This is a genomic window from Polynucleobacter sp. AP-Sanab-80-C2 (assembly GCF_035012965.1).
Classification (GTDB): domain Bacteria; phylum Pseudomonadota; class Gammaproteobacteria; order Burkholderiales; family Burkholderiaceae; genus Polynucleobacter.
Window position 1 is genome coordinate 51,812 of sequence record NZ_JAYGQS010000006.1, and the last position, 26,303, is coordinate 78,114.

Consider the following 26,303-nt stretch of genomic DNA (forward strand, 5'->3'; position numbering starts at 1 on the left):
CCGTAATTTGCCAATATCAGGCAGTGCCACCAACAGTCAGGCTGTCGATTCTTAAAGTGGGCTGTCCAACCCCAACTGGCACACTTTGACCTTCTTTGCCACAAACCCCAACGCCGCCATCTAATTTGAGGTCATTACCGATCATGGAGACCTGTTTTAAGGACTCTGGTCCGCTACCGATGATAGTGGCGCCTTTCACGGGATATTGAATTTTTCCATTCTCTACCCAGTAGGCTTCTGAAGCTGAAAATACAAATTTACCGCTGGTGATATCTACTTGGCCACCGCCAAAATTGACTGCATATAGGCCTCGCTTAATGCTGGCCACAATTTCTTGGGGATCATCTTTGCCGGCCAACATATAGGTATTCGTCATGCGCGGCATGGGCAAGGAAGCAAAACTTTCGCGGCGCCCATTACCTGTTAAAGGCATATTCATGAGTCGTGCATTGAGGCTATCCTGAATGTAAGCCTTCAAAATACCGTCTTCAATCAATGTAGTGCACTGCGTCGGAGTGCCTTCATCATCAATATTGAGAGAACCTCTACGCCCAGATAATGTTCCATCATCCACTACAGTGACGCCCTTGGCTGCGACGCGTTGACCAATGCGTCCTGCAAATGCAGAGGAGCCCTTACGATTAAAGTCACCCTCAAGACCGTGACCTACTGCTTCATGTAAGAGTACGCCCGGCCAGCCTGGACCCATAACGACTGTCATTGGGCCAGCTGGTGCAGGGCGCGATTCTAAATTGACTAGCGCCCCATCGACCGCCTCATCAACATAACGATTGATCAACTCAGTATTAAAGTAGAGGTAGTCATGGCGAGCGCCACCACCCGAAGAGCCAGATTCACGTCGGCCATTTTGTTCCGCAATGACATGAACAGAGACACGCACTAGCGGGCGAATATCGGCTGCAAGTAATCCATCCGCTCTTGCAACTAAGACGACATCAAATTCACCAGCAAGGCTAGCCATGACTTGAATGATGCGAGGGTCGCGAGCTTTGGCGCGACGCTCAATGCTTTCGAGCAAAGCAATTTTTTCTTTAGGTTGTAATGAATCAAGGGGATTTAGATCGGAATACAGCTTATTTGATAGGGGGTTGAATAACTTACTTGCCACCGCTTGTTTGCCACCCTCTGGGCCAATCACGCGGGTCGCTTTTGCAGCCTTGCTTAAAGCCTCTAAATTGATTTCATCAGAATAGGCAAAAGCAGTTTTATCACCATAGATAGCGCGTACCCCAACACCTTGGTCAATGTTGAAGCTGCCAGACTTCACAATTCCTTCTTCAAGGCTCCAGCTTTCACTGCGAGTATGTTGAAAATAGAGGTCAGCATCGTCTAGCCGATGAGAAAACATATTGCCAAAGGTGCGATGTAGATCTTGCTCTGATAAACCGGTTGGCTCAAGCAAGATGGATTTGGCTACTTTGATGAGGTCTGCCTGCTTTTTGGTTTTTGTCCAATTGGCTGGAAATAGTGCTTCGGGTGCATTCATGTGATTCGGCAGATCTTTCTTTAAAGCTTGCGGTGCGCAAGAGCTGGTAACTGAGAGCGTACCTCGTTTAATTTTTCTTTGCTTAAAACCCCTGAGATAAAGCCTTCTCCTTCGGGCAGGTCGGCTAATACGGTGCCCCAAGGGTCAATCAGCATACTGTGACCCCATGTACGTCGTTGATTGAGATGAATACCGCCTTGTGCCGAAGCTAAAACATAGCATTGATTTTCAATGGCGCGAGCGCGCAAGAGAATCTCCCAGTGATCTTTACCGGTAGTGTAAGTAAAGGCTGCAGGAATGATATGGCAATCGACAGCACCCATTGCTCGATATAGTTCGGGAAATCGCAAGTCATAACAAATACTCAGCCCAAAAGACCAATCTTGCTGATTGTGAGTGATGATGAGAATCCCTGGCGTAATACCAGCTTCAATCGTTTCGGATTCTTGATAGCGCTCGGTTTTAGTTTGAAAACCAAATAAATGAATTTTGTCGTAGCGTCCGATATGTTGGCCTGCTGTATCAAATGCGAGCATCGTATTGAGTACCTTGCCTGGGTCTTTGGACTCCAGCGGGATTGTGCCTGCAACAAGATAAATTTGATTGTCTTTGGCAAAGCTGGCAAGCTGCTCTTGAATAGGGCCGCTGCCAAAAGGCTCTCGAACACGTACTTTGTCAGTGTCTTTCAGGCCCATCATGCAAAAGTATTCCGGAAGTACGATGAGTTGTGCGCCATCTTGGGTAGCTGCGCTAATGAGTCTGCCCGCAGTATTGAGATTTTCTTGAAGATCTGGAGAGGAGACCATCTGAATAGATGCGATCTTCAGTGTCGTTGAGGTGCTCATAAGAATCTAATTGGAGGATTTAGTAGGATTGCCCAAATTATTTTGGGGTGGGGAGTTTGGGGTGGCATTGGAGTTCGGTTTGCTCTGCTCTTTCAGCAATTCTTTGCTGCGAATGGAATTGAGTGTTTTGGTGTCAATGGGTTGACCCTTTTGATCTAAGGGGATGACTTCAGGGTCATCCCAAGATCCTTGGACTAAGTAATCTGATTGCAGGCTACGGTTGATCTGGCTCGTGAGGAGATATTGCCCAACGAGAGCGCCTAAGCCAACAATGGGGTTGATTGCAAAAGCAGCCAGTGAGCCAGCTGTGGCATCAATCGTTGGAAAGATTGTGATCCGCAGATCTTGCGTTTGTTTTGGAATATTAATTTGACCGCTCATCGCCACACGAGCTTGGTCTAAATTCATATTGAATTGCTGAGTTTGTGCAACACCATTGCTGATATCGAAGTTACTGTTAATCGAGTTAAAGGGTGTCCCCTTGGTCACAATGTTGCCAAGACTGCCTTGCAGGTCGAGCGTAGCAAAGCGGAATAAACTTTGCAGACTAAGTACGTCTAATATTTTGGCGCCACTAGTATTTACCTCTAACAATCGACCCTTTTCAAGATTAATGCCTACCTTGCCAGAAAGTGTTTCGAATTTCGGGCTGAAGGGTGAACCATCCCATTCCATATTGGCAGTAACTTTTCCTTGTCCACCTTCAATCGATTTTTGAGGGGTCCAATGCGCAATAATTTGGCCAGCATCTTTTACGTTCATATCGATACTGAGAACGCTGTGATTCATGGTATTTTTCGTGCCGCCATTCCATTGACCGTTGATAGTGCTCGAGCCCTGGGGATTGTTGGATTGGATGGAATCAATTTTTAGAGTGTTGTCACTTGTTTTGGTTTTGATTTTGACTTGACCAAGCTGGGCTTTCATCCAAGATAAGTCATCGATACTGATATCTAAACTGGGAATGGATTCAGGACTCAGTGCCTTTTTGACAGGAGCATTTGCTTTTGCAGGGGGCTGTGGAATTGACCCGGCGATTTTGAGCTTTGCAAAGCGCCCACTAACAAGGCCGCTAGTATGAGTCTTGTCGGATTCATAGTACTGAATTTGTCCAGTAGCCTGTTGTGATTCAAGACGTATATCCCAAACATTCTTTTTATTGTTTGCAAGGACATTCACATCCTGCCAGAGACGTTCAAATAAGGTCAGTTTTTTAACTTGCGCTGTGACTTGAAAGCTTGAACTCATTTCTGCTTCTTGACTACGTGACCCCTTCTTACCCCCCAAGAAATCTTGCCAGACATCAAGATTGAGTTCATTGCTAACGAGATTTAAGTTAAACCCTTGTTGAGGTAGATTCGGCGCTGCGCCAACTCCCAGGCTGTAACGCAATTCGTCATCACGACCTAGCGCTCCTTGAATGGTATAGAGATCGCCAATCTTTCCAGACCAGCTCAGTCGATTAGGATTTGTTTTGTCATTGGCGAAAGTTTTAACGTTGATATCGCCAGCCATGGAAGTACCCGCTAATTTCCTAGTTGGTGCTGGTAAATTCATGGACCAGTTCCGAAGATCAAAGTGGATATTAGAGTCACTGCCTTGTTTATTAAAGCTGAGAGTGCCGTCATATTTAACTGAGCCATTCATGGCATTCAGTATTGAGCTAAGCTCTGAACGAGCAGATTTTGCAAAATATTCTTTTATAAAATTTGCTTGAATGTCGCCAGCAATTTTGAAGTTTTGCTTATTGCTATTTTGATCGGCACTGCTAATTTTGATGGATCCACCCAAGAAATTAGCTGATACATCCTCAAATTCAGGATTGATTTCGGTGATACGAATACTGCCCTTGAGGTTTTCAAAAGGTGGAATACCAGCCCATTCGGCTTTATTGCCTGGTAGTGTTAATTTGAGATCAACATTAGTATCGGCAGAGTTAGAGAGTGGAACCTTGAGACCAAGACCTATATCTACTGGACCACTGACGCGGAGATTTTGTTCCATTTTGGCCTGTCTTTTGCCTACAGGAGAAGCATAAAAATACTCTAGCATCTGTTGCGCTTCACCGGTTGCTTTACCAGTGACTGAGAGTGTTAGTTGTTTTGCACTGACATTCGGAATTTCTGCGTGAAATGTATTCAGGGCAATTTGTTTGTAATTGGCTTTTGCAATGTCCACCGTCAGGTTTGAGTTTGTCATCGCGACACTACCATTCACATTCGTGAAGGTAGACCAAGTTCCTTGATTGTTTGGTAATAGCGGAACTGGACTAAACGCTGCGCCTGCAATCGGAAGCGTCAAGCTGAACTCACCCTGTTGCTTATCGGGAAAGGGCACTTGATTAGGATCCCCCTTGATATGCACTTGCCCATTTTGAATGACACCTGCATCAAATGCTTTGCTGAGATATACCCTAGCGTCCTTACCCATGCCAAGCGGTAAATAGCGATAGGCAGTTTTTGCATTGGCTTTGACAAGCTCCATGTCCATGGTCATGAAGTCAGCCTCTTTGGGATTGCCGAGGATATAGTTCAGACTCAGATTAGTTGTGAGTTCTGAATTGCTCAAAGTAAGCTTTTTGGTATTAACAACCCAATGCCCTTTTTGCTTTGACCAATTGATTTGTCCGCTGGCACGCTCCAAATGAATTTTGGGGTCTTCCAGAAAGTCATAAATCTCTAGACCAAGATCACTTGAATCTAAGGAAAAACTCCCCTCTTTTTGGTTGCCAGTAACAAAGCCGGATAAATTGGAAACAGAAGGTATCGATTTATTGATACCAGTAAAACTGAGGTTGATGAGTTTGGCGCTCACGGTGAAGTCTAATTTATTAGATTTAAACCAGCCACCAGGAATATTAAGAGCGGATAAAGGGGATTTGCTTTCTGACCAACGAATATTTAGATCTTCCAAATCTCCTTCAGCCTGAGAAGTCTTAATCCATTGATGAACTTTTTTAGAGAGCGGTAAATTGAGTGCAAATAATGCGACATCTTCAACTGAAATCTTTGGCGATGAAAATTCAAATTCTTTAATTTCTCCATCCGCACCTGGAGGCCGCCAGCGAAACGTCATCGGACTCAGATTTTCCAAGGGTGCAGATTTTGGGCTATCCATATCGCGCCAAGTGAATGTTTTGGTCGAGATGGCGATTAAGCCATCATTGGTTTCTTGTAGAAGATTGGCTTCGAGTCTTCCTAGTGCAATAGCATCTTCGCTTTTTGAAGATTGCACCACTAGGTCATCAACCGCGACAAAAAATTCACCACCATCAGGTTGGGCGTTATCAATCTTGAGACTTCCTTTTGAGCTCAGCACCCCTTCTAAGGTATGGAGGCCGAGTTTGAACTCTTGAGATATCTGCTTCAGATTTAGGTCAGTAAGATTCCAAGTGATTGTGCCAATCCAGTCGTGCCAATTTCCTGCTTGCCCACCTAGATGGTGAACGAAGTCGACTTTGACTTCTGTTGGCCCCTTGGTCCACGGGGTAGTTGTGGTGATGGAGCCCTCGTGTCTACGAATACCGTTCTGAAGCGATAGGTTTAAGACTTCAATAGAGGTTTGTGATTTTTTGTTGAGCTGATCATCCCAAAAGAGTTTGACTTTGCTAACTTCAATAGTGTCTTGTGAAAATAACCAATTCTCTGCAGAGTAATCGCTGGTGCCGCTATCAATCGAAATTCCAGCAATCGTGATTGCACCCTTGGAGTTTCTTTGTGCATAAATTTCCGCGCTTTCAAAATGAATTTCATGAAAATAGGGCGCTAAGTGATAAAAAGATTTCCAGCTCAGTTCACCATAAATCTTTTCGATCATCAATAATGATTTTGAATGATCGGGGCTGCTGAAGCGCAGGCCATCCATCTCAAAGGAAGGTCTGATGCCTGTCCAAGAAACTCGGAGATCATCAATCGAGACATTAACGCCGACGCGACTGCTAATGAGCTTTTCAACTGAAGCCTTGGATTTTTCAATTTGAGGCCAAAGCACATAGCGCACACCAAGATGGCCGAGTAGAAAAAGCGCCATCACAAAACCTAGCAGAATCAGGGCGCGCTTACGCCACTCGCCACCTAAACCTGGAGGACGTTTTGTTAATACGCTCTTGAGTCGAGGCGGAATGATGTTTTGCAGCATGGCCTCTATTATCCGTCAGGCTCTGCTAGACCGCCAAGCACCGGGTGCTTGAATTTTGGTCGGTATTAAGATGGGGGTATGGATAATATTTCTAGGCAAACTGCGTTTTTAGAGCAGCACTCCAATTACGCGCGGCGTTGGCTCCATGCCAAACCCGAGTGGCTTGAGTGGCTAAAAGCCCATGGACACCAAAAAATTGATTTGCCCGGGATTCAAGGTCTACTTGAGACCTGTAAGGTCGATAGTCTGAGTAGCGAGCATGATGAGGCGCGATGGATGGCCAATTTGCGCTTGGCTCGTCAACGCCTCATGCTATGGGTGGCCTTTCGTGATCTGAATGGCATGGCTGATTTAGAGGAGGTCACGCATAGCCTCAGCCATTTTGCCCAACTAGCGATTGCTGATTCCATTGTATTTCTGCGCAGAGATTTGCAAGATCGCTTTGGACTGCCCTGGAGTCTTTCAACCAATAGTGAAATGCCCTTGATGGTGGTGGGTATGGGTAAGTTGGGTGGGTATGAGCTCAACCTGTCATCGGATATTGATCTGATCTTTTTGTATGAGCATGAGGGTGAGACGCAAGGTGGTCCCAAAAGCTTATCCCATCACGAGTGGTTCACCCGTTTGGGGAGAAGCCTCATGAGGGTCATATCAGAGGTGGACGCGAATGGTTTTGTATTTCGTGTCGATATGCGCTTACGACCTAATGGGGACTCTGGTTCTTTGGTATGTAGTCTCGATATGTTGGAAGAATATTTACTAGTACAGGGCAGGGAGTGGGAGCGTTACGCCTGGATTAAAGGTAGGCTTATTGCGCCCTTGCCTGACTCACATGATTTTGCCCATTGTGAAAAAGCCCTCGAGCAACTGATTCGGCCCTTCGTGTATCGCCGGCATTTGGACTATGGCGTGATTGCCTCCATTCGAGATCTGCATGCACAAATACAGCAAGAGGCAGAGAAGCGATCTACTGGACATCAAGGTCGATCACACGACATTAAGTTAGGTCGCGGCGGTATTCGGGAAATTGAGTTTTTGGCGCAAATGTTTCAACTGATGCGGGGTGGTACTGATCCTCGTTTTAGAGTGCGTCCCACATTACAAGTGCTTACTCTTATCAAGCAGCGCGGCATATTGCCAGCACAAGAGATTGATGAGCTACAAGATGCCTATATTTTTCTGAGACGCCTTGAGCATCGCATTCAGGTTTGGGATGATCAGCAAACCCATTATTTATCAGATGATGCGCTTGTGCGTGCTCGTTTGGCTGATACTATGGGCTTCTCAGACGAGTCAAGTTTTTTGACGGAGTTAGAGCGTCATCAAAATAATGTAGCGCGTCTATTTGAAAAAGCCTTTGTATTAGATGATGAAAATCGTCTGGATCTCGCACCCTTAAGTCATGACTGGGAGTTAGATGCAGCCTGTTTTCCTAAGTCCTTGCTCCATTGGCAATCATGGATTGCAAGCCCCAAGGTAAAGCAGCTACCAGATAAAAGTCGCTTGATTTTTGATAACTTAATTCGTAGTGCTGCAGAAATTTTGATGGCTGAAGATAGTAAGTTAGCGACTGCAGATCAAACTTTATTGCACTTCTTCGATTTACTCGAAGCCATTGTGAGACGTAGCGCTTATTTATCTATCCTGGCCGAATATCCAAAGGCGCTGTTGAATATCTTAGCTTTGCTCCAAGCATCTCAGTGGGGCGCGCAGTACCTCACCCAGCATCCACACTTATTAGATTATTTACTGAACTCTCGTACTGAAAGGTCGCTGATTGAGCATCCAGAAGACTATTGGCATGAAGTAAAGATGAATTTAAATATTCGTTTAGACGATGTCATGGCTGATGGCGATGGTTCAGAACAGGCAATGGATATTTTGCGCGTGACCCATCACACCGAAACCTTCATTACCTTGCTAGCAGATTTGGGAATAGGGGTGGACCACGCTCTTCCTGTAGAAAAGGTTAGCGATCATTTATCTGCTTTAGCGGATTTGATTTTGCAAGCTACCCTTGAACGCGTTTGGCCTACCGTAGCGAAAAAGTATGGCTTACCCGCTGATAAAGCCGCCGCTTTTGCTGTGATTGCATATGGTAAGTTGGGCGGTAAAGAATTGGGCTATGCCTCTGATCTAGATTTGGTCTTCTTATATCAGTCGAGTGAAAACGATTATGCCGCCCAAGAAATTTACGCGCTGTTAGCTAAACGTATGATTAATTGGTTGACGACCTTTACTGCGACCGGAAGCTTATTTGAAATTGATACTCGCCTTCGTCCCAATGGGTCAGCTGGTTTTTTGGTGACCAATACGGAAGCGTTTAAAAAATATCAGATGCGTGAAGGTGACAACGCCGCCTGGGTATGGGAGCATCAGGCTTTAACTCGTGCTCGCTTTGCTGCTGGTAATGCTTCAGTTGGTATTGAGTTTGATGCAGTTCGTTCAGAAGTCTTGAGTCAGAAGCGCAATGTAGATCATTTGCGTGCTGAGATTTTGGCTATGCGTCGCAAGGTGCATGAGGGGCATCCCAATGGAACTGGGAATTTTGATTTAAAGCACGATGCTGGCGGCATGGTAGATATTGAGTTTATGGTGCAGTTCTTAGTCTTAGCCTATGCAAATCAATATCCCCAGCTGATAGGCAATCTTGGCAATATTGCTTTACTGCGAATTGCTGGTGAAGTGGGCCTAATCGAGGGCGTTAGTGCTGAACAGGTTGGTGACGCTTATCGTTTATTAAGAGCGCGTCAACACCGTTTACGTTTAGACGGTGCAGAAAAAACTCGTATTCTGTTGGATATTGAGCCTGAACTCTTGAATGCTAGGGATTGTGTCTTACAACTGTGGCAAGAAATTTTTAAAGCGCCTTCCAGCGTTTAAATCAATTTAATCTTGCTCAAGTAGTTCGCGTGCGTGGCGACGGGTGGTATCGGTAATGGTAGCGCCACCTAGCATTCTGGCAACTTCCTCTACTCGTTCTGTTCTTCCAAGCGATTGAACTTGTGACACAGTCTTATCGCCACTTTGAGATTTACTGACTTTAAGGTGATGATTGCCTTGGGCGGCTACCTGCGGGAGATGGGTAACGCACAGAATTTGGTGGGACTGACCCAACTGATGTAGAAGTTTGCCAACAGTTTCTGCAACAGCTCCCCCAATACCAGCGTCGACCTCATCAAATATCAAGGTAGGGGTGAATGAAGCTTTGCTGGTGATCACGCTAATTGCCAGACTAATACGAGCCAGTTCTCCACCCGATGCTACTTTGGCTAATGAGCGAGGAGTGCTGCCTACATGGCCTGCCACCAAAAACTCGATTTGCTCGAGACCATGCGAGCCACCTTCTTGAAGTGGCGATAGGGCAATCTCCAAACGTCCGCCGGCCATCGATAAATTTTGCATAGCATCTGTCACTAACTGACCTAGGTCTGTAGCTGCCTTACTGCGTTTTTGGGAGAGTTGCTTTGCTAGCTTGAGATAGGCCGCCTCTTCTTGCTTTACTTTTTCTCGGAGGGCATCCATATTTTGTGAGGCAGTCAGTGCCTCCAAGCGTTCGGTAGTTTCCAAAAGCAGTGTTGGTAATGCCTCTACTTCAGTGCGATATTTTTTAGAAGTACTGTGCAGGGCCTGCATACGTTCTTCGACTTGTTCAAGGCGAGCGGGATCTAAATCAATTTTTTGGAGATAGCGATTTAATCCATGAATCGCCTCATCTAGCTGAATTTGCGCACTCTCCAAGGATTCGCTAATGCCACTTAAGGCTTGGTCATGTTCGGCTAAGGCGCTGATATTGCCGCAGACCTTAGATAGAGAAGACTCTAGAGAGTTGTCCGCGTCACTCAATATGTCTATAGCTTCTTGGCAGCCGCTAATTAGCTTGGCGCCATTAGCCAATCTAGCATGCTCGCTTTGAATGTTGATCCACTCACCTTCTTGTGGAGCGAGCTCGGTGAGTTCTTCTAATTGCCACTGCAGTCTTTCACGTTCCCGCTCAACATCCTGACCAGCATTTTCTGCTTGTTCTAAACGACGACGAGAATCGTTCAGTGTTTTAAAGGCTTGTGCCACTTCTGTGGCTAGTGGCAGTAATCCAGCATGACGGTCTAAGAGCTCACGTTGGGCGCCGCCCTTTAAAAGAAGTTGATGCGCGTGCTGCCCATGGATGTCGACCAACTGATCGCCTGCTTCACGCAACTGAGTTAGCGTGGCAACACTTCCATTAATAAAAGCGCGACTGCGTCCGTTGCTCTCAATAGTTCTTTTGAGCAATAGACTCTGACCATTATCTTCAACTGGGAAGCCTTGAGCATCTAACCATTGGCCAAAGGATTGAATAAGTTCTGCGTCAATGCGAAAGAGGGCAGAAATCTCTGCACGATTGCTACCTTCACGAATTTGACTGCTATCTGCGCGTTCACCCAGGACAAGGCTTAAGGCATCTAGCAAAATAGATTTACCAGCCCCAGTTTCACCAGTGAGCACCGTGAAGCCACTAGCGAAGTCGAGTTCAAGCTGATCAACAATGACAAAGTCACGAAGGGAGATAGTTTGAAGCATGTATTAGCGTAGCAATAAACTCGACATCAGAAAGTCGATGGGTATTCATTCCAGTGCAATTTCTCACGCAAAGTTTTGTAGTCGCTGTGATTGCTGGGGTGTAACAGATCGATTGTTTTGTCGGATTGGCGCACCTCAACCTTATCGCCACTTTGCAAATTTGTTTGTGATTGCATATCAAAATTGACGATCACCTCAAGTCCGTTGACTACCTCAATCACCGTCACGCTATCTTGTGGCAAAACAATGGGTCGATTGGAAAGTGAGTGTGGCGCAATTGGTACGAGCAATATGCCTGCTACATGTGGATGCAAAATCGGGCCACCAGCAGAAAGTGCATAGGCAGTTGAACCAGTCGGGGTAGAGACAATCAAACCATCAGAGCGTTGGTTGTACATGAAGGAGCCATTGACATGAACAGCAAGCTCTACCATCCCAGAAATGCCGGAGCGATTCACAACAACATCGTTAAGCGCTAAGCCCTGGTTGATTTTCTTGCCGTCACGCAGAACAACAGCATGCAGGAGAGTTCTAGTATCCGCTTCATAGTCGCCCGCAATAATTTTGGGCAAAGTAGTTTGTACAGACTGAATCGGGATATCAGTCATGTAACCAAGGCGACCCATATTGATTCCCACGAGGGGAACATGGCTGCCTGCTAATTGGCGAGCAATGCCCAGCATGGTGCCATCACCACCCAAAACCACAACTAGGTCAATTGCCCCAGTAAAGTCTTGTGCGGTTTTAGTCGGATAGTCACTCAAACCGAGGTGAGTGGCTGTATCGGCCTCAATAAAGACCTCACAGCCCAAGCCTGAGACCAATTTAGCCAGGTCTCGCAGGTGATCTTCAATGCCGTCCGCTTGAAATTTGCCGACGAGTGCCACCCGGCTAAATGCCTTCTTGGAGGAATTGGGGGATGGGCTTAACATATAACGATTAAACCATAGGCATAAAATCCCTTCCACCATGGACGAACGTTCCCGCGCCTTACTTAAAACCCTCATCGAGCGCTATATCGAGGAGGGTCAGCCTATTGGCTCGCGCACGCTTTCAAGGTTTTCGGGTTTAGACCTCTCTGCTGCCACCATCCGCAATGTCATGGCTGATCTAGAGGATATGGGCTTGGTGACTAGCCCTCATACCTCTGCCGGCAGAATACCCACACCACGGGGTTATCGCTTGTTTGTGGACACCATGGTGACGGTTCGTCCTCTCGAAGAGATCGCCGCCCGTGAGGTTGAAAAAGGGCTTTTGCCAGACTCCCCACAAAGGGTTTTGAATTCAGCCGCCCAGATTCTGTCTAATCTCACCCATTTTGCTGGTGTGGTGATGACACCAAAGCGTGCCCAAGTTTTTAAACATATTGAATTTCTTCGTTTGGGTGAAGGCAAGATTTTGCTCATCATGGTGACTCCCGAGGGTGATGTACAAAATCGTATCTTGCCAACAAATCAAGACTACACACCAAGTCAATTGATTGAGGCGGGAAATTACATTAATGCACAATTTGCTGGCAAAAGTTTTGAGCAAGTGCGCCAACATTTGAAATCTGACCTCGATACTTTGCGTGCCGATATTTCTGGTTTGATGGCCTTAGCCTTGCAAAGTGGTGTTGCGGATTACGATATGAGTCGCGGTGAGATGGTGCTCTCTGGTGAGCGTCGCTTACTGAATGTAGGAGACTTAAGTTCTAACCTTGATAAATTGCGCAAGATGTTTGATATGTTGGAGCAAAAATCGGTCTTGATGCAGTTGCTAGACGTATCGAGCCATGCCGACGGTATTCAGATTTTCATAGGTGGCGAGAGTGATCTTTTGCCATATGAGGACCTAGCGGTCATCAGCGCTCCGTATAGCGTTGATGGTCAGATCGTGGGCACCTTAGGCGTCATTGGACCAACCCGTATGGCTTATGACCGAGTGATTCCGATTGTGGATATCACCTCTAAGTTATTATCAGGCGCCTTGAGCTCTTGAGTCCACATTGATGCTGAAAATTATTTACTAGAGAAATTACTTTGAATCAAAATCCCCACTTACGCGCTTCTAAAACAGCCGTGCTCTTATTGAATTTGGGTACGCCAGCTGCGCCAACAGCAAAAGCGGTGAGATCGTATTTGAAAGAATTTCTTTCGGATCCACGCGTCGTAGAAATTCCACGCTTTATTTGGTGGTTTATTTTGAATGGCATTATTTTGCCAATTCGCAGTAGTGCCTCTGCAAAAAAATATGCATCTATTTGGTTGCCACAATTCGGTTCGCCACTCATGCATTACTCGCGCTTGCAAGCGAAAGAGTTGGGGGAGAAGTTTGCGAATGAGGGCCATACTGTTTTGGTTGATTTGGCGATGCGTTATGGCAAGCCTTCTGCCCAAGAGGTCCTAGAGAGCCTGAAGGCTCAAGGGATGGAGCGTTTACTGTTATTGCCCCTTTACCCACAATATTCAGCTACCACTACCGCCTCAAGTTTTGATGAAGTATTCCGTGTTCTGAGTACTTGGCGTGATCAGCCGGAGCTGCGTTTGGTAAAGCACTATCACGACAACCCTGCGTACATTGCAGCACTGCGTGATCAAGTTCTCAGTCATTGGGATCAAGATGGAAGGCCTGATTTTGCAAAGGGTGATCGTTTTGTGATGTCATTTCATGGCCTGCCCAAGCGCAATTTAATGCAGGGCGATCCCTATCACTGCGAATGTTTGAAGACCGGACGATTGCTTGGGGAGTCTTTGGGTTTAGAGCCAGGTCAATACATCGTTACCTTTCAGTCCCGTTTCGGAAAAGCGGAATGGTTAAAGCCTTACACGGCGCTAACGATCGAAAACTTGGCTAAAGATGGTTGCCAGCGAGTAGATATTTTTTGTCCCGGCTTTCCGGCAGATTGTCTTGAGACCTTAGAAGAGATTGCGATGGAAGCAAGAGAATCTTTCTTAGAGCATGGCGGCAAAGACTATCGCTATATTCCCTGCTTAAACAGCAACCCTAAGTGGATCAAGGCGCTGCGTGATATTGCCTATCAGCACTTACTAGGGTGGTCTTTGGGGACTGAGTCTGAAGCTGAATTAGCTAAGCGGAACGAAAGAGCAACGCTAGCCGAAAAATCTAAGTCTTGAAAAAAAGCGAATTATCCCAATATGAAGAAGCACTAGCCACTTTGATAGAAAAGTAAAATAGCGTCTATGACACAAGAAAATCAAAATCCTTCACCAGAGCAAGACAATCCTGCAACTGAGCCAGCGGCGGATGCTGCAGCAGAAACGCCGGCTATCAAAACGCCTGAGCAAGAAATTGCTGAACTCCATCAGCAGGTGTCTGATTTGCAAGACAACTTTTTGCGTGCCAAGGCTGAAGGTGAAAATATTCGTCGCCGTGCTGTTGAGGACGTTGCCAAGGCTCACAAATTTGCGATTGAGAGTTTTGCTGAGCACTTAGTTCCGGTGACCGATAGTCTCTATGCGGCCTTGAGTACGGATGCGGGTGATGCGAAGGCTTTTAAAGAAGGCCTAGAAATCACCTTAAAGCAGCTTTTATCCGCTTTTGAAAAGGGACGCATGACTGAAATCAATCCTGCGGTGGGCGATAAATTTGATCCACACCACCATCAAGCGATTGCTTCGGTGCCTTCTGAGCAGGAAGCTAATACCGTAGTTTCGGTGCTCCAGCGTGGCTATACCGTGGCCGATCGAGTCCTCAGACCTGCTTTAGTGACGGTCAGCGCCCCGAAATAAGCCGCATCAATAAGGGCTAAAACCTCAAAAAAGGGATAAAAAAGGCAGATTTCTGCCTTTTTTGCTATTTCACCCCTTGAATTCACTTTTTTAGACCCCATTTATTGAGTATTGGAATATTCGCGGCGGTTCAGATGAGTTGCCTAAAACAGACTAGAAGTACAACAAAGTAACTTAATTTTTTGGAGCAATTATGGGAAAGATCATCGGTATTGACTTGGGAACCACGAATTCGTGCGTTTCAGTCGTTGAAAACAATGCACCTAAAGTGGTCGAGAACGCAGAAGGCGCTCGCACAACTCCATCCATCATTGCCTATGTTGAAGATGGCGAAGTATTGGTTGGTGCGCCAGCTAAACGTCAATCAGTGACGAATCCTAAGAACACCATCTACGCAGTGAAGCGTTTAATGGGTCGTAAATTTACAGATCCTGAAGTGCAAAAAGACATCGGCTTGATGCCTTATTCAATTATTGCTGCTGATAACGGTGATGCTTGGGTTGAAGCGCGTGATAAGAAAATGGCACCACAGCAAGTCTCTGCTGAAATCTTACGCAAGATGAAAAAGACTGCCGAAGACTATCTCGGCGAAGAAGTGACCGAGGCGGTCATTACGGTCCCTGCTTACTTTAACGACAGCCAACGTCAAGCAACTAAAGACGCTGGTCGTATTGCTGGCTTGGATGTAAAGCGCATCATCAATGAACCAACTGCTGCTGCATTGGCATTTGGTTTAGACAAACAAGACAAAGTCGATCGTAAGATCGCTGTGTATGACTTGGGTGGCGGTACATTCGACGTATCCATCATTGAGATTGCTAACGTGGATGGTGAGAAGCAGTTTGAAGTGCTCTCTACTAATGGCGACACTTTCTTGGGTGGTGAAGACTTTGACCAGCGCATCATTGACTGGATCATTGCTGAGTTCAAGAAAGAACAAGGCGTGGATTTGAGCAAAGACGTTTTGGCATTGCAACGTTTGAAAGATGCTGCAGAAAAAGCCAAGATCGAATTGTCATCTGCGCAGCAAACGGAAATCAATTTGCCATATGTGACGGCTGATGCTAGTGGTCCTAAGCATTTGAACTTGAAGTTGACTCGTGCCAAGTTAGAGTCTTTGGTTGAAGAGCTTATTAAGCGCACAGCTGGCCCATGCTTAACCGCAATTAAAGATGCTGGCGTGAACGTAGCAGATATCGACGACGTGATTTTGGTCGGCGGTCAAACTCGTATGCCTGCGGTTCAAGACAAAGTAAAAGAAATCTTTGGCAAAGAGCCACGCAAAGACGTTAACCCAGATGAAGCAGTGGCAGTAGGTGCTGCAATTCAAGGTTCCGTATTGTCTGGCGATCGTAAAGACGTATTGCTCTTGGACGTTACCCCATTGTCATTGGGTATCGAAACTCTTGGCGGCGTCATGACTAAGATGATTCCAAAGAACACGACGATTCCTACCAAGCATTCACAGGTCTACTCGACTGCCGAAGATAATCAGCCTGCAGTAACGATTAAGTGCTTCCAGGGTGAGCGTGAGATGGCTGCGGCTAATAAGTTGCTTGGTGAATTTAATCTTGAAGGCATCGCGCCTGCGCAACGCGGTATGCCACAAATTGAAGTGACTTTTGATATTGATGCTAACGGTATTTTGCACGTCACTGCAAAAGACAAAACCACTGGTAAAGAGAACAAGATCACCATCAAGGCAAACTCTGGTTTGACTGAAGAAGAAATTCAACGCATGGTGAAAGATGCTGAAGCCAATGCTGCTGAAGATAAGAAAGCATTAGAGCTAGTCACTGCTCGTAACACTGCAGATGCCTTGGCTCACTCTACTAAGAAGGCTTTAGAAGAGCATGGTGCTAGCTTAGAGGCTGCTGAAAAAGAAGCGATTGAAGCAGCTCTGAAAGAGTTGGATGAAGCGATCAAAGGCAGCGATAAAGAAGCGATTGAAGCCAAGACCGAAGCGTTGGGTAAAGCAAGTCAGAAATTGGGCGAAAAAGTCATGGCTGCTGAGCAAGCGAAGGCTGGCGCTGCAGCTGGTGCAGCCCCTGGCGGCGAAGCTAAAGCTGCTCCAGACGCAGATGTTGTTGATGCTGACTTTAAAGAAGTTCATGATAAGAAGTAAGCGAATGCTAGACATTCAATTACATACTCATTAACGTAGTTTTGCAGTGCTTAAATAACAAGTCGGCCCCGTGCCGACTTGTGTCATTCAGGTTGTAGAGAGGAATAGGCCGTGCCTAAAAGTAAACGCGATTTTTATGAAGTGCTTGGTGTAGCAAAAGGTGCTAGCGATGAAGAGCTCAAAAAAGCCTATCGCAAAATGGCAATGAAGTATCACCCTGATCGCAACCCCGATAGTAAAACGGCTGAAGCCCAATTTAAAGAAGTAAAGGAGGCGTACGAAACGCTGACCGATCCCAACAAGCGCGCTGCATACGATCAGTATGGCCATGCTGGTGTAGATCCATCTATGGGTGGTGGGGGTTTTGGGGGTGGCGGTTTTGCTGGCGGTGGCTTCGCAGATGCTTTTGGAGATATTTTTGGAGATATCTTTGGTCAAGGTGGCGGTCGTCAGTCTGGTCCACAGGTCTACAAAGGTGCTGACTTACGCTACAACATGGACATTAGTCTTGAGCAAGCTGCTGAGGGGCATACCACCCAGATTCGGGTGCCTAGTTGGAGTAACTGCAAACCTTGTCACGGCACTGGTGCTGAGCCTGGCTCCAAAGCGGAGAAGTGTTCTACCTGTGATGGTCATGGTCAAGTCCGTGTACAACAAGGTTTCTTCTCGATGCAGCAAACCTGTCCAAAGTGTCGCGGCACTGGTGAATATATTCCGAAGCCCTGCAAGACTTGTCATGGCACAGGCAAACACAAAGAACAAAAAACACTTGAAATCAAAATCCCCGCGGGTATTGATGATGGTATGCGTGTTCGCTCGGTTGGTAATGGGGAGCCTGGCATTAATGGCGGCCCCTCTGGAGATCTCTATGTAGAAGTGCGGGTGAAGCCGCATCCAGTATTTGAACGTGACGGTAGTGACTTGCATGTGCAGATGCCAATCTCTTTTGCGATAGCAACTATTGGTGGCGAGATTGAAGTGCCAACCTTATCAGGTCGCGTCGAATTTCCGATTCCTGAAGGTACGCAGACCGGTAAAACATTCCGTTTACGGAACAAAGGTATAAAAGGGCTGCGTTCAGCACTGGTTGGCGATCTGTTCGTGCATGTTTTGGTAGAGACGCCAGTGAAGTTGACTGATGAGCAAAAGAAATTACTGCAACAGTTTGACGATAGTCTAAAATCTGCCGGGGATAAGCATAGCCCGCAGCAAAAAGGCTGGTTTGACGGTGTAAAGAGTTTCTTTAGTTAATTAGCCAGCAAAGCTATGCTCGGGTCCGGGAAATTTTCCGGACTTCACTTCCCGTACATAGGCTTTAATAGCAGCTTCGATCGAATGCTGGCCTTCCATAAAGTTCTTCACGAACTTAGGAGGCTTACCTGGGCTGATGCCCAGCATATCTTGCAATACCAATACTTGACCTGAGCAATTAAGGCCAGCACCAATGCCGATCGTCGGGATATGTAGTTCAGCTGTAATCTTTTCACCCAGTGATGAAGGGATGGCTTCTAGAACTACCATTTGAGCGCCGGCTTCTTGGCACGCAATGGCTTGTTCCAACATGAGGGTTGCGGCATCTTTTGATTTGCCTTGCACCTTATAGCCGCCCAAGACATGAACCAATTGAGGCAGTAATCCGAGGTGGGCGCAAACAGGAACGCTACGCCCAACTAGGTATTGAATGATCTCTACTTGCCAATCTCCGCCTTCCAGCTTGACCATATCAGCACCGGCGCGCATGAGATCTGCTGCAGCATCTAAAGCCTGCACTGGATCGCCATAGCTAGCAAATGGTAAATCGGCAATTAAAAATGCATGGGTATTGGCACGCGCCACACACTCAGTGTGATAAGCCATTTGCTCAACAGTGACGGGTGTAGTGCTAGAGTGACCTTGAATCACATTACCCAAAGAGTCGCCAATCAAGATGACTTCAACCCCGCAGCGATTCAACAATGCAGACATCGTCGAATCATATGCAGTCAGCATCGTGATTTTTTCTTGCTCAGCATGCATTGCCAAGAGCTTAGTAATGGAGATTGGCTTGTCGCCTTGTAAGTAACCCATGGCGAGAGTTTAATGAATTAATGGGCCGTTTGGCTATAAACGTCTTTTCCCCCGCAATTGCAGTTGCGGCAGGTGAGTTTTTCGATTTTTTGATGCGCCACCTTGGGAAGGTAAGCCTTGAGTTCGCCAACATTCGGTAAAAAGAAGTCGGGTGCAATTTCTAGCAAGGGCAGAAGAACAAATGAGCGCTCAATAATTTTTGGATGAGGGAGTATGAGCTCAGTCTCATTTTGAATAACGCCCTCAAAAGACAAAATATCTAAATCAAGAGTACGCGGCGCATTGGCATAAGGACGTTCTCTGCCAAACTCTAATTCAATGGCTTGGCAAACATGCAAAAGACCATAGGGACTTAACTGCGTCTCGATTTCAATCACGGCATTGATGTAGTCACCACCAGTGGCTTCAACCGGCGCGCTTTGATAAAAGCAACTCTTTGCTAGAACATGTAATTCTGTGCGTTGTGCAAGGCAGACGATTGCGTCAGTGATTAGTTGACGGGTGTCGCCGATATTGCCACCAAATCCGATAAAAGCTCGTGCCATACGATTCCAAACTAGAGATGAAACTACTTTACTGAAATTTCTCTAAGTCTGCTTAGTCTGCTAAAGGTTCTGGTGCGATGGCTGCTTTGGGTTTTCTGCGCCGCCGTCTTTTGGCTGGGGAGCTTGCGCTTAAGCCGGATTCATTTTTGGCACTAGCCATCAAATCTTCTTGCCCTGCAGGGTCGGTCGCAATGAAGTTAGTCCACCAGTCTCCTATGGCTGGGTTTTGCTCCCCAGTTGCACAACGAAGCAGCATGAAGTCATAGCCTGCCCTAAAACGGGGCGATTCGATGAGCCGGTATGGATAGCGTCCAACCCGCTTTTCAAAGCGAGGCTGCATGGACCAGATTTCCCGCATATCGCTTTCAAAGCGACGTTGAATCGTCATGCCACTGCTTTGGGTGGCAATAGTGTCGTCCATCGCATCATGCAGTGCGGGGATGTTGGCCATCCCTTTGGCGATATTCGCTTTCCAGTTCTGTAAGAGATCTGGCCAGAGTAAGGTGGCAAATAAGAATCCTGCCGAAACACTCTTGCCCGATTGAATGCGTTGATCGGTATTAGCTAGGGCAAGCTTGACAAAATCATTGGCTCCTTTAGAGGATTCGCTGCTATCGAGAATGTGATCTAGGAGCGGCAACAGGCCATGATGCAGGCCAGCATCTTTGAGGCCCTGAATGGCCGCCCAAGAATAACCTGACATTAAGAGCTTGAGAATTTCATCAAAGAGTCTTGCTGATGGTACGTCTTGTAATAGCTTGCCTAACTTAGCAATTGGTGCGCGCGTATCGGCATCCAAAGCAAACCCCGTTTTAGCAGCAAAGCGGATTGCTCTGAGCATACGTACTGGGTCTTCGCGATAACGCTTTGCGGGGTCACCGATCATGCGCAAGGTTTTCTTTTGCATGTCTACCATGCCGCCGTGATAGTCCAAGACAGTCTCGGTGGACGGGTCGTAATACATTGCATTGATAGTGAAATCACGGCGTGCAGCATCTTCGCCTTGTGAGCCCCAAACGTTGTCGCGCAAAATGCGACCACTTTCTGCCACATGGTCACCAGCGTTATCTAGTAAGGCTCTAAAGGTAGAAACCTCAATAATTTCGGGATGGCCTTTGCCAAAGAAAGTCACATGCACAATCTGAAAACGACGCCCGATAAGGCGGGCTTTGCGAAACAATCTTTGTACTTGATCGGGCGTGGCATTAGTAGCGACATCAAAATCTTTGGGGCCAATCCCCAAGACGAGATCGCGCACGGCGCCGCCCACAATGAAAGCCTCATAACCAGCTTGCTGCAAAGTTTGGGTTACTTTGACAGCATTTTTAGAAAGCAAGTGTGGATCGATGCGATGTGATTTTTTGGGGATACGCTTTGGTGCTCCCGTATTGTTCGCATGCGTATGCTTGACCATGGGGTCACGACGCAAAATACGGTTAATGAATTTAGTAATCATGCAAACAGCTCAAGAATAGGCCAGTTGCGCTTTTGAGCTTCACTACGAAGGCGATCATCTGGATTGGTGGCAACTGGATGGCTGACTTGCTCCATTAAGGGTAAGTCGTTCATGGAGTCAGAGTAGAAATAACTCCGCGGCAATGCGCCCAAGGCAAGCTTCTGTTTTGCCAGCCAATCCTGCACATTCTGAATTTTGCCTTCACGAAAATTTGGAATACCTTTCACTTCGCCTGTGAAATTCGCTAAAGGGCTCTCACTGCTGGTTGCTGGCTCGGTAGCAATGAGGTGTTCAATCCCAAAGCTTTCAACAATCGGACGGGTAACAAAGCTATTGGTTGCAGTGACAACGCAACACAAGTCTCCAGCATCTTGATGCTGCTTTACCAAATCAATTGCTTTTTGACGAAGCTGCCCATGAATCACTTCTTCCATGAATTGGTCGTGCCATTCTTTTAATTGTGCGCGGGAGTGCTGAGACAGAGGCTTTAAGGCAAAGCGCAGAAATTCATGAATATCAAGCGTGCCATCTTTGTAGTTTTGATAGAAGCGATCATTTTGGCGCGCATAGTCTGCACTGTCGACAACGCCAATACGCGCTAAAAATTGACCCCACTCATAATCGCTATCGCAGGGTAGTAAGGTGTGATCTAAATCGAAAAGGGCTAGCTGGGTCACAAATGGAATATTGAATAAATTATTTAGGCTGCAAGAGCTCGCGTACTAGTGGCAAGGTTACAGCACGTTTTGTTTCTAATGAATAGGCGTCCAAAGCATCCATGAGGGCCATCAAATTGGGCATATCGCGATAAAAACGGTTTAACAACCATGGCAATACGTCTGGGGATAGAACTAGTCCTCGAGCTTTGGCTGCTTGCTCTAAGGCTTGTATTTTCTCATCATCGTCTAAAAGTTGGGTTTGGTAGACCAAACCCCATCCTAGGCGTGTCCTGAGGTCTTCCCGGAGCGTCAGGTTGGCAGGGGCCTCGTTGCCGGCCATGAAGATGTGAATATTCTCACTGGCTTGCACCTCGTTCAGTATGCGAAAGAGTGCTCCAACTAAGCGCTCATCTAAACGATCCACATCGTCTATGGCGATAACTGAAGGGGCATTACTTTGGGTGAGGCTTGGCAATTTTTCCTCAAGGCGCACCCAAGAGATTGGCTCATTCGGATTGAGAGAGAAAGATTCAAGGCCGGCATCATCAGCTGCACTCGTCATTGCTGTGAGCAAATGCGTGCGACCAGAGCCTTCAGGTCCCCACCAATACATCCAGCGGTGATTCAGAGGATTGTTTGGTATTGATTCGGATGATTCGGATGATTCTTTCCAAGAGCTACAAAGTGTTTGTAGTGTCGACAGAAGAGCGAGGTCTTGGCTAGGCAGATAATTGTCGAGACTTGCTTTGGGTGTGTGACTGATGTCTAAAGCGAATTGTCTTGGAAGCGAGGGCGTATTCATTCAAGCAAAATTATTTTTGATACCAGGAGCTTTGCGTATAAACAGACCAAAGATATTGCACTAGCACCAAGCTCACTGCGCTGATTGGTAAAGCCAATAGGACGCCAAAGAAGCCAAAGAGTTTTCCAAAGAGCAGCAAGGCAAATACCACTCCAACAGGGTGTAGCCCAATGCGCTCACCAACTAGGCGTGGCGTTAAGAAGAACCCTTCTAAAAATTGCCCAAGCCCAAACACAAGGAGCACCCCAATAAGTTGGGCGCCAAGGCCGAATTGCAAGAGCGCAGAAAGAATTGCTAGAGTTAAACCAAGGGCGATCCCAATGTAAGGAATCACAATCATGAGGGCAGTAAAGACACCTAGCGCAACGGCACCCTTTATTCCGACTATGCTCAAGCCCACTCCATAGAAAATAGCCATGATGGAAATCACAATCAACATGCCACGCAGATATTGTGAAAGTAAGCCATCGGTATGCATCGCTAAGTGATGAACGGTTTCTTGCGCACGGAGTGGAACGGTATTTTTGAGAAGGCTGAAAAAATGATCCCAATCGATCAGCAAATAAAACATTACAAAAATAATTAATACGCCATTTACAAAGCCTGCGATAACTGAGCTGCCAGATACCAATACGGTATCCAGTGTGTTGCTAATGAGAGTGTCAGCGTTATCGTTAATGTGCTCAGTGATTTTTTGGGTAACACTGGTTTTGAGGTTCCCCCAATCAATATTGATATGAAGCTCTGTCAACTTAGGCCCAAGCCAGGCTTGGGTATTGGCAATCCATTCTGGGAGCTGCGCCTTAATCAAGGGAATTTCGAATTTCAGAAGACTAATCAACAGACCAAAAATAAAGAAAACCAGGCTCAAACCAATGAGCATGGCCAATGCTGCAGCTAAGGCCCTAGGAAGGTGACGCCTTTCCATCCACAGGCAAAGGGGTCTTAAGGCATATGCCAGAATGAATGCAGTCAGAAAAGGGGTAAAAATTTCAGCCATTACTAGTAATCCTCTAGAATTCAATGATTCTACTGACCCAGTAGCAATTTTTACTAATATTCCAGCTCAGACATGACTTCACCTACTCACTCTTCCTCAAAAGGCCTTTCTTACCGTGATGCGGGCGTTGATATTGATGCTGGCGATGCCTTGGTAGACCGGATCAAGCCTTTGGCTAAAAAGACTATGCGGGAAGGTGTTTTGGCCGGAATTGGTGGTTTTGGTGCTTTATTTGAGGTGCCTAAGCGCTATAAAGAGCCTGTTTTGGTATCCGGTACCGATGGTGTGGGTACAAAGCTACGCTTGGCATTTGAATGGAATCGTCACGATACGATCGGCCAGGACTTGGTGGCGATGAGCGTCAATGATATTTTGGTCCAAGGCGCTGAACCACTCTTCTTCTTGGATTATTTTGCTTGCGGCAAGCTGACGGTAGATACAGCAGCTACTGTCGTTGGTGGCATTGCCACAGGCTGTGAATTATCTGGCTGCGCATTGATCGGTGGTGAGACTGCAGAAATGCCAGGCATGTACCCTCCAGGTGAATATGACTTGGCTGGTTTTGCAGTAGGTGCAGTTGAGAAATCTAAAATTATTACAGGAAATACCATTGTTCCAGGAGATTTGGTGTTGGCAATTGGTTCCAGCGGCGCTCATTCCAATGGTTATTCTTTGGTACGCAAAATTATTGAACGTGCTGGTGCAAAACCTACTGATGATTTAGGTGGTCGCTCATTAGGCGATGTGGTGATGGCGCCGACTGAAATTTATGTGAAGCCGCTTCTGAAATTAATTTCTGAGATTGATGTCAAAGGGATGGCGCACATCACGGGTGGCGGCTTAGTGGATAACGTGCCACGTGTCTTGCCAGAAAATACGCAAGCAGTTTTACATCGTGACAGTTGGCAAATGCCAGAACTCTTTCGCTGGTTACAGATGAAGGGCGGGGTGGCTGATGCGGAGATGGTGCGAGTATTTAACTGCGGTATTGGTATGGTGGTGATTGTTGCTCCAGCCCAAGCGGATGCTGCAATCAAATCATTAACTGCACATGGCTTAAAAGCTTGGACAGTTGGTGAAGTGCTTGAGCGCCCTCAGGGTGCACCACAAACGATTGTGATCTAAACGATTACTGCAAACCTACTTCTTCAAATGACTTTTGCAGTAATCCAATGCGGCCTTAAGCTCTGCTGGTTTAAAGGGGTCGAAGGTGTTTCTGCCGGCGATGGCTCTGAGCCATGTCAGTTGGCGCTTTCCAAGTTGCCTGGTTGCTGCTAATGCTTTGTAGCGCATTTGCTCAGCGTCGATTTCTCCGTTGAGATATTCCCAAGCCTGTCGATAACCGACCGACCGAATGGCTGGCAGATCCGCATGTAACGCAGAATTATTTCGTAGAGCTTTGACTTCATCTAAAAATCCTGCGAGCAACATTTCGTCAAACCGTTTTTCTAAATTTTGATGCAAGCGTTTGCGATCACTTGGTTCTAGGGATACTAGATGAATCCAGGCAGGAATCACCGATCCTTCTCTGCCATCTTCGCTAGGTGAATCTGCGAGCAATGCCGACATCGGTTTGCCAGTAATTTCAAATACCTCTAGCGCACGCTGCACTCGTTGTGAATCATTGGGCTTTAGGCGAGCGGCAGTTTCTGGGTCTACCTTGGTCAACTTGGTATGCATCGCGGGCCAACCTAGAGTCTTGCCTTCTTCGTCTAGGCGGGAACGAATCTCAGGATTTGCTGTTGGTAAAGTAGAAAGGCCATGCGCCCAAGCTCTCCAATACAGCATGGTTCCACCAACCACTACTGGAATATTGCCTCTATTACGAATTTCTTCACAAAGTCGTTTTGCATCTTTGGCAAATCGAGCTGCGGAATAAACCTCTGTCGGCTCTAGGATATCGATCAGGTGATGAATCACTGCAGCTTGTTCTGCTTTGCTAGGTTTGGCGCTGCCAATATCAAGGCCGCGATAGACTAACGCAGAGTCCATACTGATGAGTTCGATGGTCAGGCCAATCGATTTAGCATGTTCAGCTAAAGACATGGCGAGATAGGTTTTGCCTGCACCAGTAGGCCCCACAATACAGAGTATGGGATTGACTTCTGATGACTGCATAGGCTGAATGTAGGGTTCAGATTGCATGATCCATTATAAGAGCCTGTTAATATCCGCATCAAACCTATCTTTGGAGTGCAAGTTGATTGATACCCTTTTGCAATTAAGCGATTTATTGCTACATATTGATCGTCATTTGGATGTTGTGATCTCGCAATATGGTCCTTGGGCATATGGCTTGCTATTTGCGATTGTGTTTGCAGAAACTGGCCTGGTTATCGCCCCCTTCCTCCCAGGGGATTCTCTTTTGTTTATTGCGGGTGCTTACTGTGCAACCGAGCACTTCAACATTTGGACTTTGTGTATTGGTTTGTTGATTGCAGCAATAGCTGGCAATACAGTGAACTACTTCATTGGCCGTTGGATTGGTAAGAAAGTATTTAGTAGTCAATCACGCTGGATTGACCAAGGCGCTTTACTCAAGACCCATGCTTTTTATGAAAAGCATGGCGGCAAAACCATCATCGTTGCACGCTTTTTACCCATCATCAGAACCTTCGCACCCTTTGTTGCTGGTATCTCGGAAATGAATTTCTCACGCTTTCAGTTATTCAATATCACTGGCGCTGTGCTCTGGGTCTTTGGCTTGGTGATTGCAGGATATTTCTTTGGAAATATTCCAGTGATACGTCAAAACTTAAATGTGATCGTACTAGTGGGTATTGGTGCAGCAGCGATACCAGTCGTTTTGGCTGCACTCTATAAAATTTTTCAGCGCAAGAAAAATTAAATCAAGTCAAACAAAACTGAA

The 26,303-nt window shown here is 46.5% G+C and carries 20 protein-coding genes; 8 read left to right on the forward strand and 12 right to left on the reverse strand.

All coding sequences use genetic code 11. The features are described from left to right. Positions 1 to 16 precede the first annotated feature (16 nt). The 3 genes from tldD to VC178_RS09945 are packed head-to-tail and all read right to left on the reverse strand — an operon-like array spanning position 17 to position 6,489. Positions 17 to 1,507, reverse strand: coding sequence for a metalloprotease TldD (gene tldD, locus VC178_RS09935; RefSeq protein WP_251372043.1), 1,491 nt, complete (start codon positions 1,505 to 1,507; stop codon positions 17 to 19). A gap of 20 nt (positions 1,508 to 1,527) precedes the next feature. Next, a complete protein-coding gene (locus VC178_RS09940) occupies positions 1,528 to 2,352 on the reverse strand; it encodes a carbon-nitrogen hydrolase family protein (RefSeq protein ID WP_323482422.1) in 825 nt (274 codons plus the stop codon). 6 nt (positions 2,353 to 2,358) lie between these two features. Beyond that, the gene (locus tag VC178_RS09945; protein WP_323482423.1) at positions 2,359 to 6,489 is read right to left on the reverse strand and encodes a YhdP family protein; all 4,131 of its coding nucleotides are present in this window, start codon (positions 6,487 to 6,489) and stop codon (positions 2,359 to 2,361) included. Between the two features lie 78 nt (positions 6,490 to 6,567). Here VC178_RS09945 and glnE point away from each other — a divergent pair, with 78 nt between their 5' ends. Further along, positions 6,568 to 9,372 carry a bifunctional [glutamate--ammonia ligase]-adenylyl-L-tyrosine phosphorylase/[glutamate--ammonia-ligase] adenylyltransferase gene (glnE, locus tag VC178_RS09950; protein WP_323482424.1) on the forward strand — a complete coding sequence of 935 codons (2,805 nt, stop codon included), beginning with the start codon at positions 6,568 to 6,570 and terminating at the stop codon, positions 9,370 to 9,372. A gap of 6 nt (positions 9,373 to 9,378) precedes the next feature. Here glnE and recN read toward each other — a convergent pair whose 3' ends face one another. Both recN and VC178_RS09960 read right to left on the reverse strand, forming a co-directional pair. Next, a complete protein-coding gene (gene recN / locus VC178_RS09955; protein WP_323482425.1) occupies positions 9,379 to 11,049 on the reverse strand; it encodes a DNA repair protein RecN in 1,671 nt (556 codons plus the stop codon). Between the two features lie 26 nt (positions 11,050 to 11,075). Further along, complete coding sequence (locus VC178_RS09960; RefSeq protein ID WP_323482426.1) at positions 11,076 to 11,981, reverse strand: NAD kinase; 906 nt, start codon at positions 11,979 to 11,981, stop codon at positions 11,076 to 11,078. Positions 11,982 to 12,018: 37 nt separating this feature from the next. Here VC178_RS09960 and hrcA point away from each other — a divergent pair, with 37 nt between their 5' ends. The 5 genes from hrcA (at position 12,019) to dnaJ (ending at position 18,156) form a co-directional block, all read left to right on the forward strand. Beyond that, complete coding sequence (hrcA, locus tag VC178_RS09965) at positions 12,019 to 13,029, forward strand: heat-inducible transcriptional repressor HrcA (RefSeq protein ID WP_216178343.1); 1,011 nt, start codon at positions 12,019 to 12,021, stop codon at positions 13,027 to 13,029. A 35-nt stretch (positions 13,030 to 13,064) separates the two neighbouring features. After that, positions 13,065 to 14,165 (forward strand): ferrochelatase, encoded by a 1,101-nt coding sequence (gene hemH / locus VC178_RS09970; protein WP_416350551.1) that lies wholly within the window; start codon positions 13,065 to 13,067, stop codon positions 14,163 to 14,165. A gap of 66 nt (positions 14,166 to 14,231) precedes the next feature. After that, entirely contained in the window at positions 14,232 to 14,780 is a 549-nt protein-coding gene (grpE, locus tag VC178_RS09975; RefSeq protein WP_215295752.1) for a nucleotide exchange factor GrpE, read from the forward strand. Positions 14,781 to 14,973: 193 nt separating this feature from the next. After that, positions 14,974 to 16,905: a molecular chaperone DnaK gene (gene dnaK, locus VC178_RS09980; protein WP_215295751.1), complete on the forward strand. Its 1,932-nt coding sequence runs from the start codon at positions 14,974 to 14,976 to the stop codon at positions 16,903 to 16,905. 111 nt (positions 16,906 to 17,016) lie between these two features. After that, positions 17,017 to 18,156, forward strand: coding sequence for a molecular chaperone DnaJ (gene dnaJ, locus VC178_RS09985; RefSeq protein WP_323482428.1), 1,140 nt, complete (start codon positions 17,017 to 17,019; stop codon positions 18,154 to 18,156). Here the strand turns inward: dnaJ and panB are convergent, their stop codons facing one another. The 6 genes from panB to VC178_RS10015 are packed head-to-tail and all read right to left on the reverse strand — an operon-like array spanning position 18,157 to position 23,434. Then, positions 18,157 to 18,972 carry a 3-methyl-2-oxobutanoate hydroxymethyltransferase gene (gene panB / locus VC178_RS09990; RefSeq protein WP_323482429.1) on the reverse strand — a complete coding sequence of 272 codons (816 nt, stop codon included), beginning with the start codon at positions 18,970 to 18,972 and terminating at the stop codon, positions 18,157 to 18,159. 17 nt (positions 18,973 to 18,989) lie between these two features. Next, positions 18,990 to 19,517 carry a 2-amino-4-hydroxy-6-hydroxymethyldihydropteridine diphosphokinase gene (gene folK / locus VC178_RS09995; RefSeq protein WP_323482430.1) on the reverse strand — a complete coding sequence of 176 codons (528 nt, stop codon included), beginning with the start codon at positions 19,515 to 19,517 and terminating at the stop codon, positions 18,990 to 18,992. 52 nt (positions 19,518 to 19,569) lie between these two features. Next, entirely contained in the window at positions 19,570 to 20,973 is a 1,404-nt protein-coding gene (pcnB, locus tag VC178_RS10000; RefSeq protein ID WP_323482431.1) for a polynucleotide adenylyltransferase PcnB, read from the reverse strand. Beyond that, on the reverse strand, positions 20,970 to 21,650 hold the full coding sequence (locus VC178_RS10005) for an HAD family hydrolase (protein WP_215318843.1): 681 nt from the start codon (positions 21,648 to 21,650) through the stop codon (positions 20,970 to 20,972). Before VC178_RS10005 ends, pcnB begins: the two co-directional genes overlap by 4 nt. 19 nt (positions 21,651 to 21,669) lie before the next feature. After that, positions 21,670 to 22,434: a DnaA regulatory inactivator Hda gene (gene hda / locus VC178_RS10010; RefSeq protein WP_323482432.1), complete on the reverse strand. Its 765-nt coding sequence runs from the start codon at positions 22,432 to 22,434 to the stop codon at positions 21,670 to 21,672. A 10-nt stretch (positions 22,435 to 22,444) separates the two neighbouring features. Beyond that, positions 22,445 to 23,434, reverse strand: a complete 990-nt coding sequence (locus VC178_RS10015; protein WP_323482433.1) for an AI-2E family transporter — start codon at positions 23,432 to 23,434, stop codon at positions 22,445 to 22,447. A 72-nt stretch (positions 23,435 to 23,506) separates the two neighbouring features. Between VC178_RS10015 and purM the strand changes: the two genes are divergently transcribed. After that, entirely contained in the window at positions 23,507 to 24,559 is a 1,053-nt protein-coding gene (gene purM, locus VC178_RS10020; protein WP_323482434.1) for a phosphoribosylformylglycinamidine cyclo-ligase, read from the forward strand. A gap of 15 nt (positions 24,560 to 24,574) precedes the next feature. Here purM and miaA read toward each other — a convergent pair whose 3' ends face one another. Next, on the reverse strand, positions 24,575 to 25,579 hold the full coding sequence (gene miaA, locus VC178_RS10025; RefSeq protein WP_323482435.1) for a tRNA (adenosine(37)-N6)-dimethylallyltransferase MiaA: 1,005 nt from the start codon (positions 25,577 to 25,579) through the stop codon (positions 24,575 to 24,577). 58 nt (positions 25,580 to 25,637) lie between these two features. Between miaA and VC178_RS10030 the strand changes: the two genes are divergently transcribed. Next, a complete protein-coding gene (locus tag VC178_RS10030) occupies positions 25,638 to 26,282 on the forward strand; it encodes a VTT domain-containing protein (protein WP_323482467.1) in 645 nt (214 codons plus the stop codon). Positions 26,283 to 26,303 lie beyond the last annotated feature (21 nt).

Bases quoted from the DNA above. Each gene is read 5' to 3' on its own strand.
- VC178_RS10015 (WP_323482433.1), bottom strand. From the start codon at position 23,434: ATGGCTGAAATTTTTACCCCTTTTCTGACTGCATTCATTCTGGCATAT.
- VC178_RS09960 (WP_323482426.1), bottom strand. From the start codon at position 11,981: ATGTTAAGCCCATCCCCCAATTCCTCCAAGAAGGCATTTAGCCGGGTG.
- hrcA (WP_216178343.1), top strand. From the start codon at position 12,019: ATGGACGAACGTTCCCGCGCCTTACTTAAAACCCTCATCGAGCGCTAT.
- dnaK (WP_215295751.1), top strand. From the start codon at position 14,974: ATGGGAAAGATCATCGGTATTGACTTGGGAACCACGAATTCGTGCGTT.
- folK (WP_323482430.1), bottom strand. From the start codon at position 19,517: ATGGCACGAGCTTTTATCGGATTTGGTGGCAATATCGGCGACACCCGT.
- purM (WP_323482434.1), top strand. From the start codon at position 23,507: ATGACTTCACCTACTCACTCTTCCTCAAAAGGCCTTTCTTACCGTGAT.
- pcnB (WP_323482431.1), bottom strand. From the start codon at position 20,973: ATGATTACTAAATTCATTAACCGTATTTTGCGTCGTGACCCCATGGTC.
- miaA (WP_323482435.1), bottom strand. From the start codon at position 25,579: ATGCAATCTGAACCCTACATTCAGCCTATGCAGTCATCAGAAGTCAAT.
- recN (WP_323482425.1), bottom strand. From the start codon at position 11,049: ATGCTTCAAACTATCTCCCTTCGTGACTTTGTCATTGTTGATCAGCTT.
- VC178_RS09940 (WP_323482422.1), bottom strand. From the start codon at position 2,352: ATGAGCACCTCAACGACACTGAAGATCGCATCTATTCAGATGGTCTCC.
- hda (WP_323482432.1), bottom strand. From the start codon at position 22,434: ATGAATACGCCCTCGCTTCCAAGACAATTCGCTTTAGACATCAGTCAC.
- grpE (WP_215295752.1), top strand. From the start codon at position 14,232: ATGACACAAGAAAATCAAAATCCTTCACCAGAGCAAGACAATCCTGCA.
- glnE (WP_323482424.1), top strand. From the start codon at position 6,568: ATGGATAATATTTCTAGGCAAACTGCGTTTTTAGAGCAGCACTCCAAT.
- VC178_RS09945 (WP_323482423.1), bottom strand. From the start codon at position 6,489: ATGCTGCAAAACATCATTCCGCCTCGACTCAAGAGCGTATTAACAAAA.
- panB (WP_323482429.1), bottom strand. From the start codon at position 18,972: ATGGGTTACTTACAAGGCGACAAGCCAATCTCCATTACTAAGCTCTTG.
- tldD (WP_251372043.1), bottom strand. From the start codon at position 1,507: ATGAATGCACCCGAAGCACTATTTCCAGCCAATTGGACAAAAACCAAA.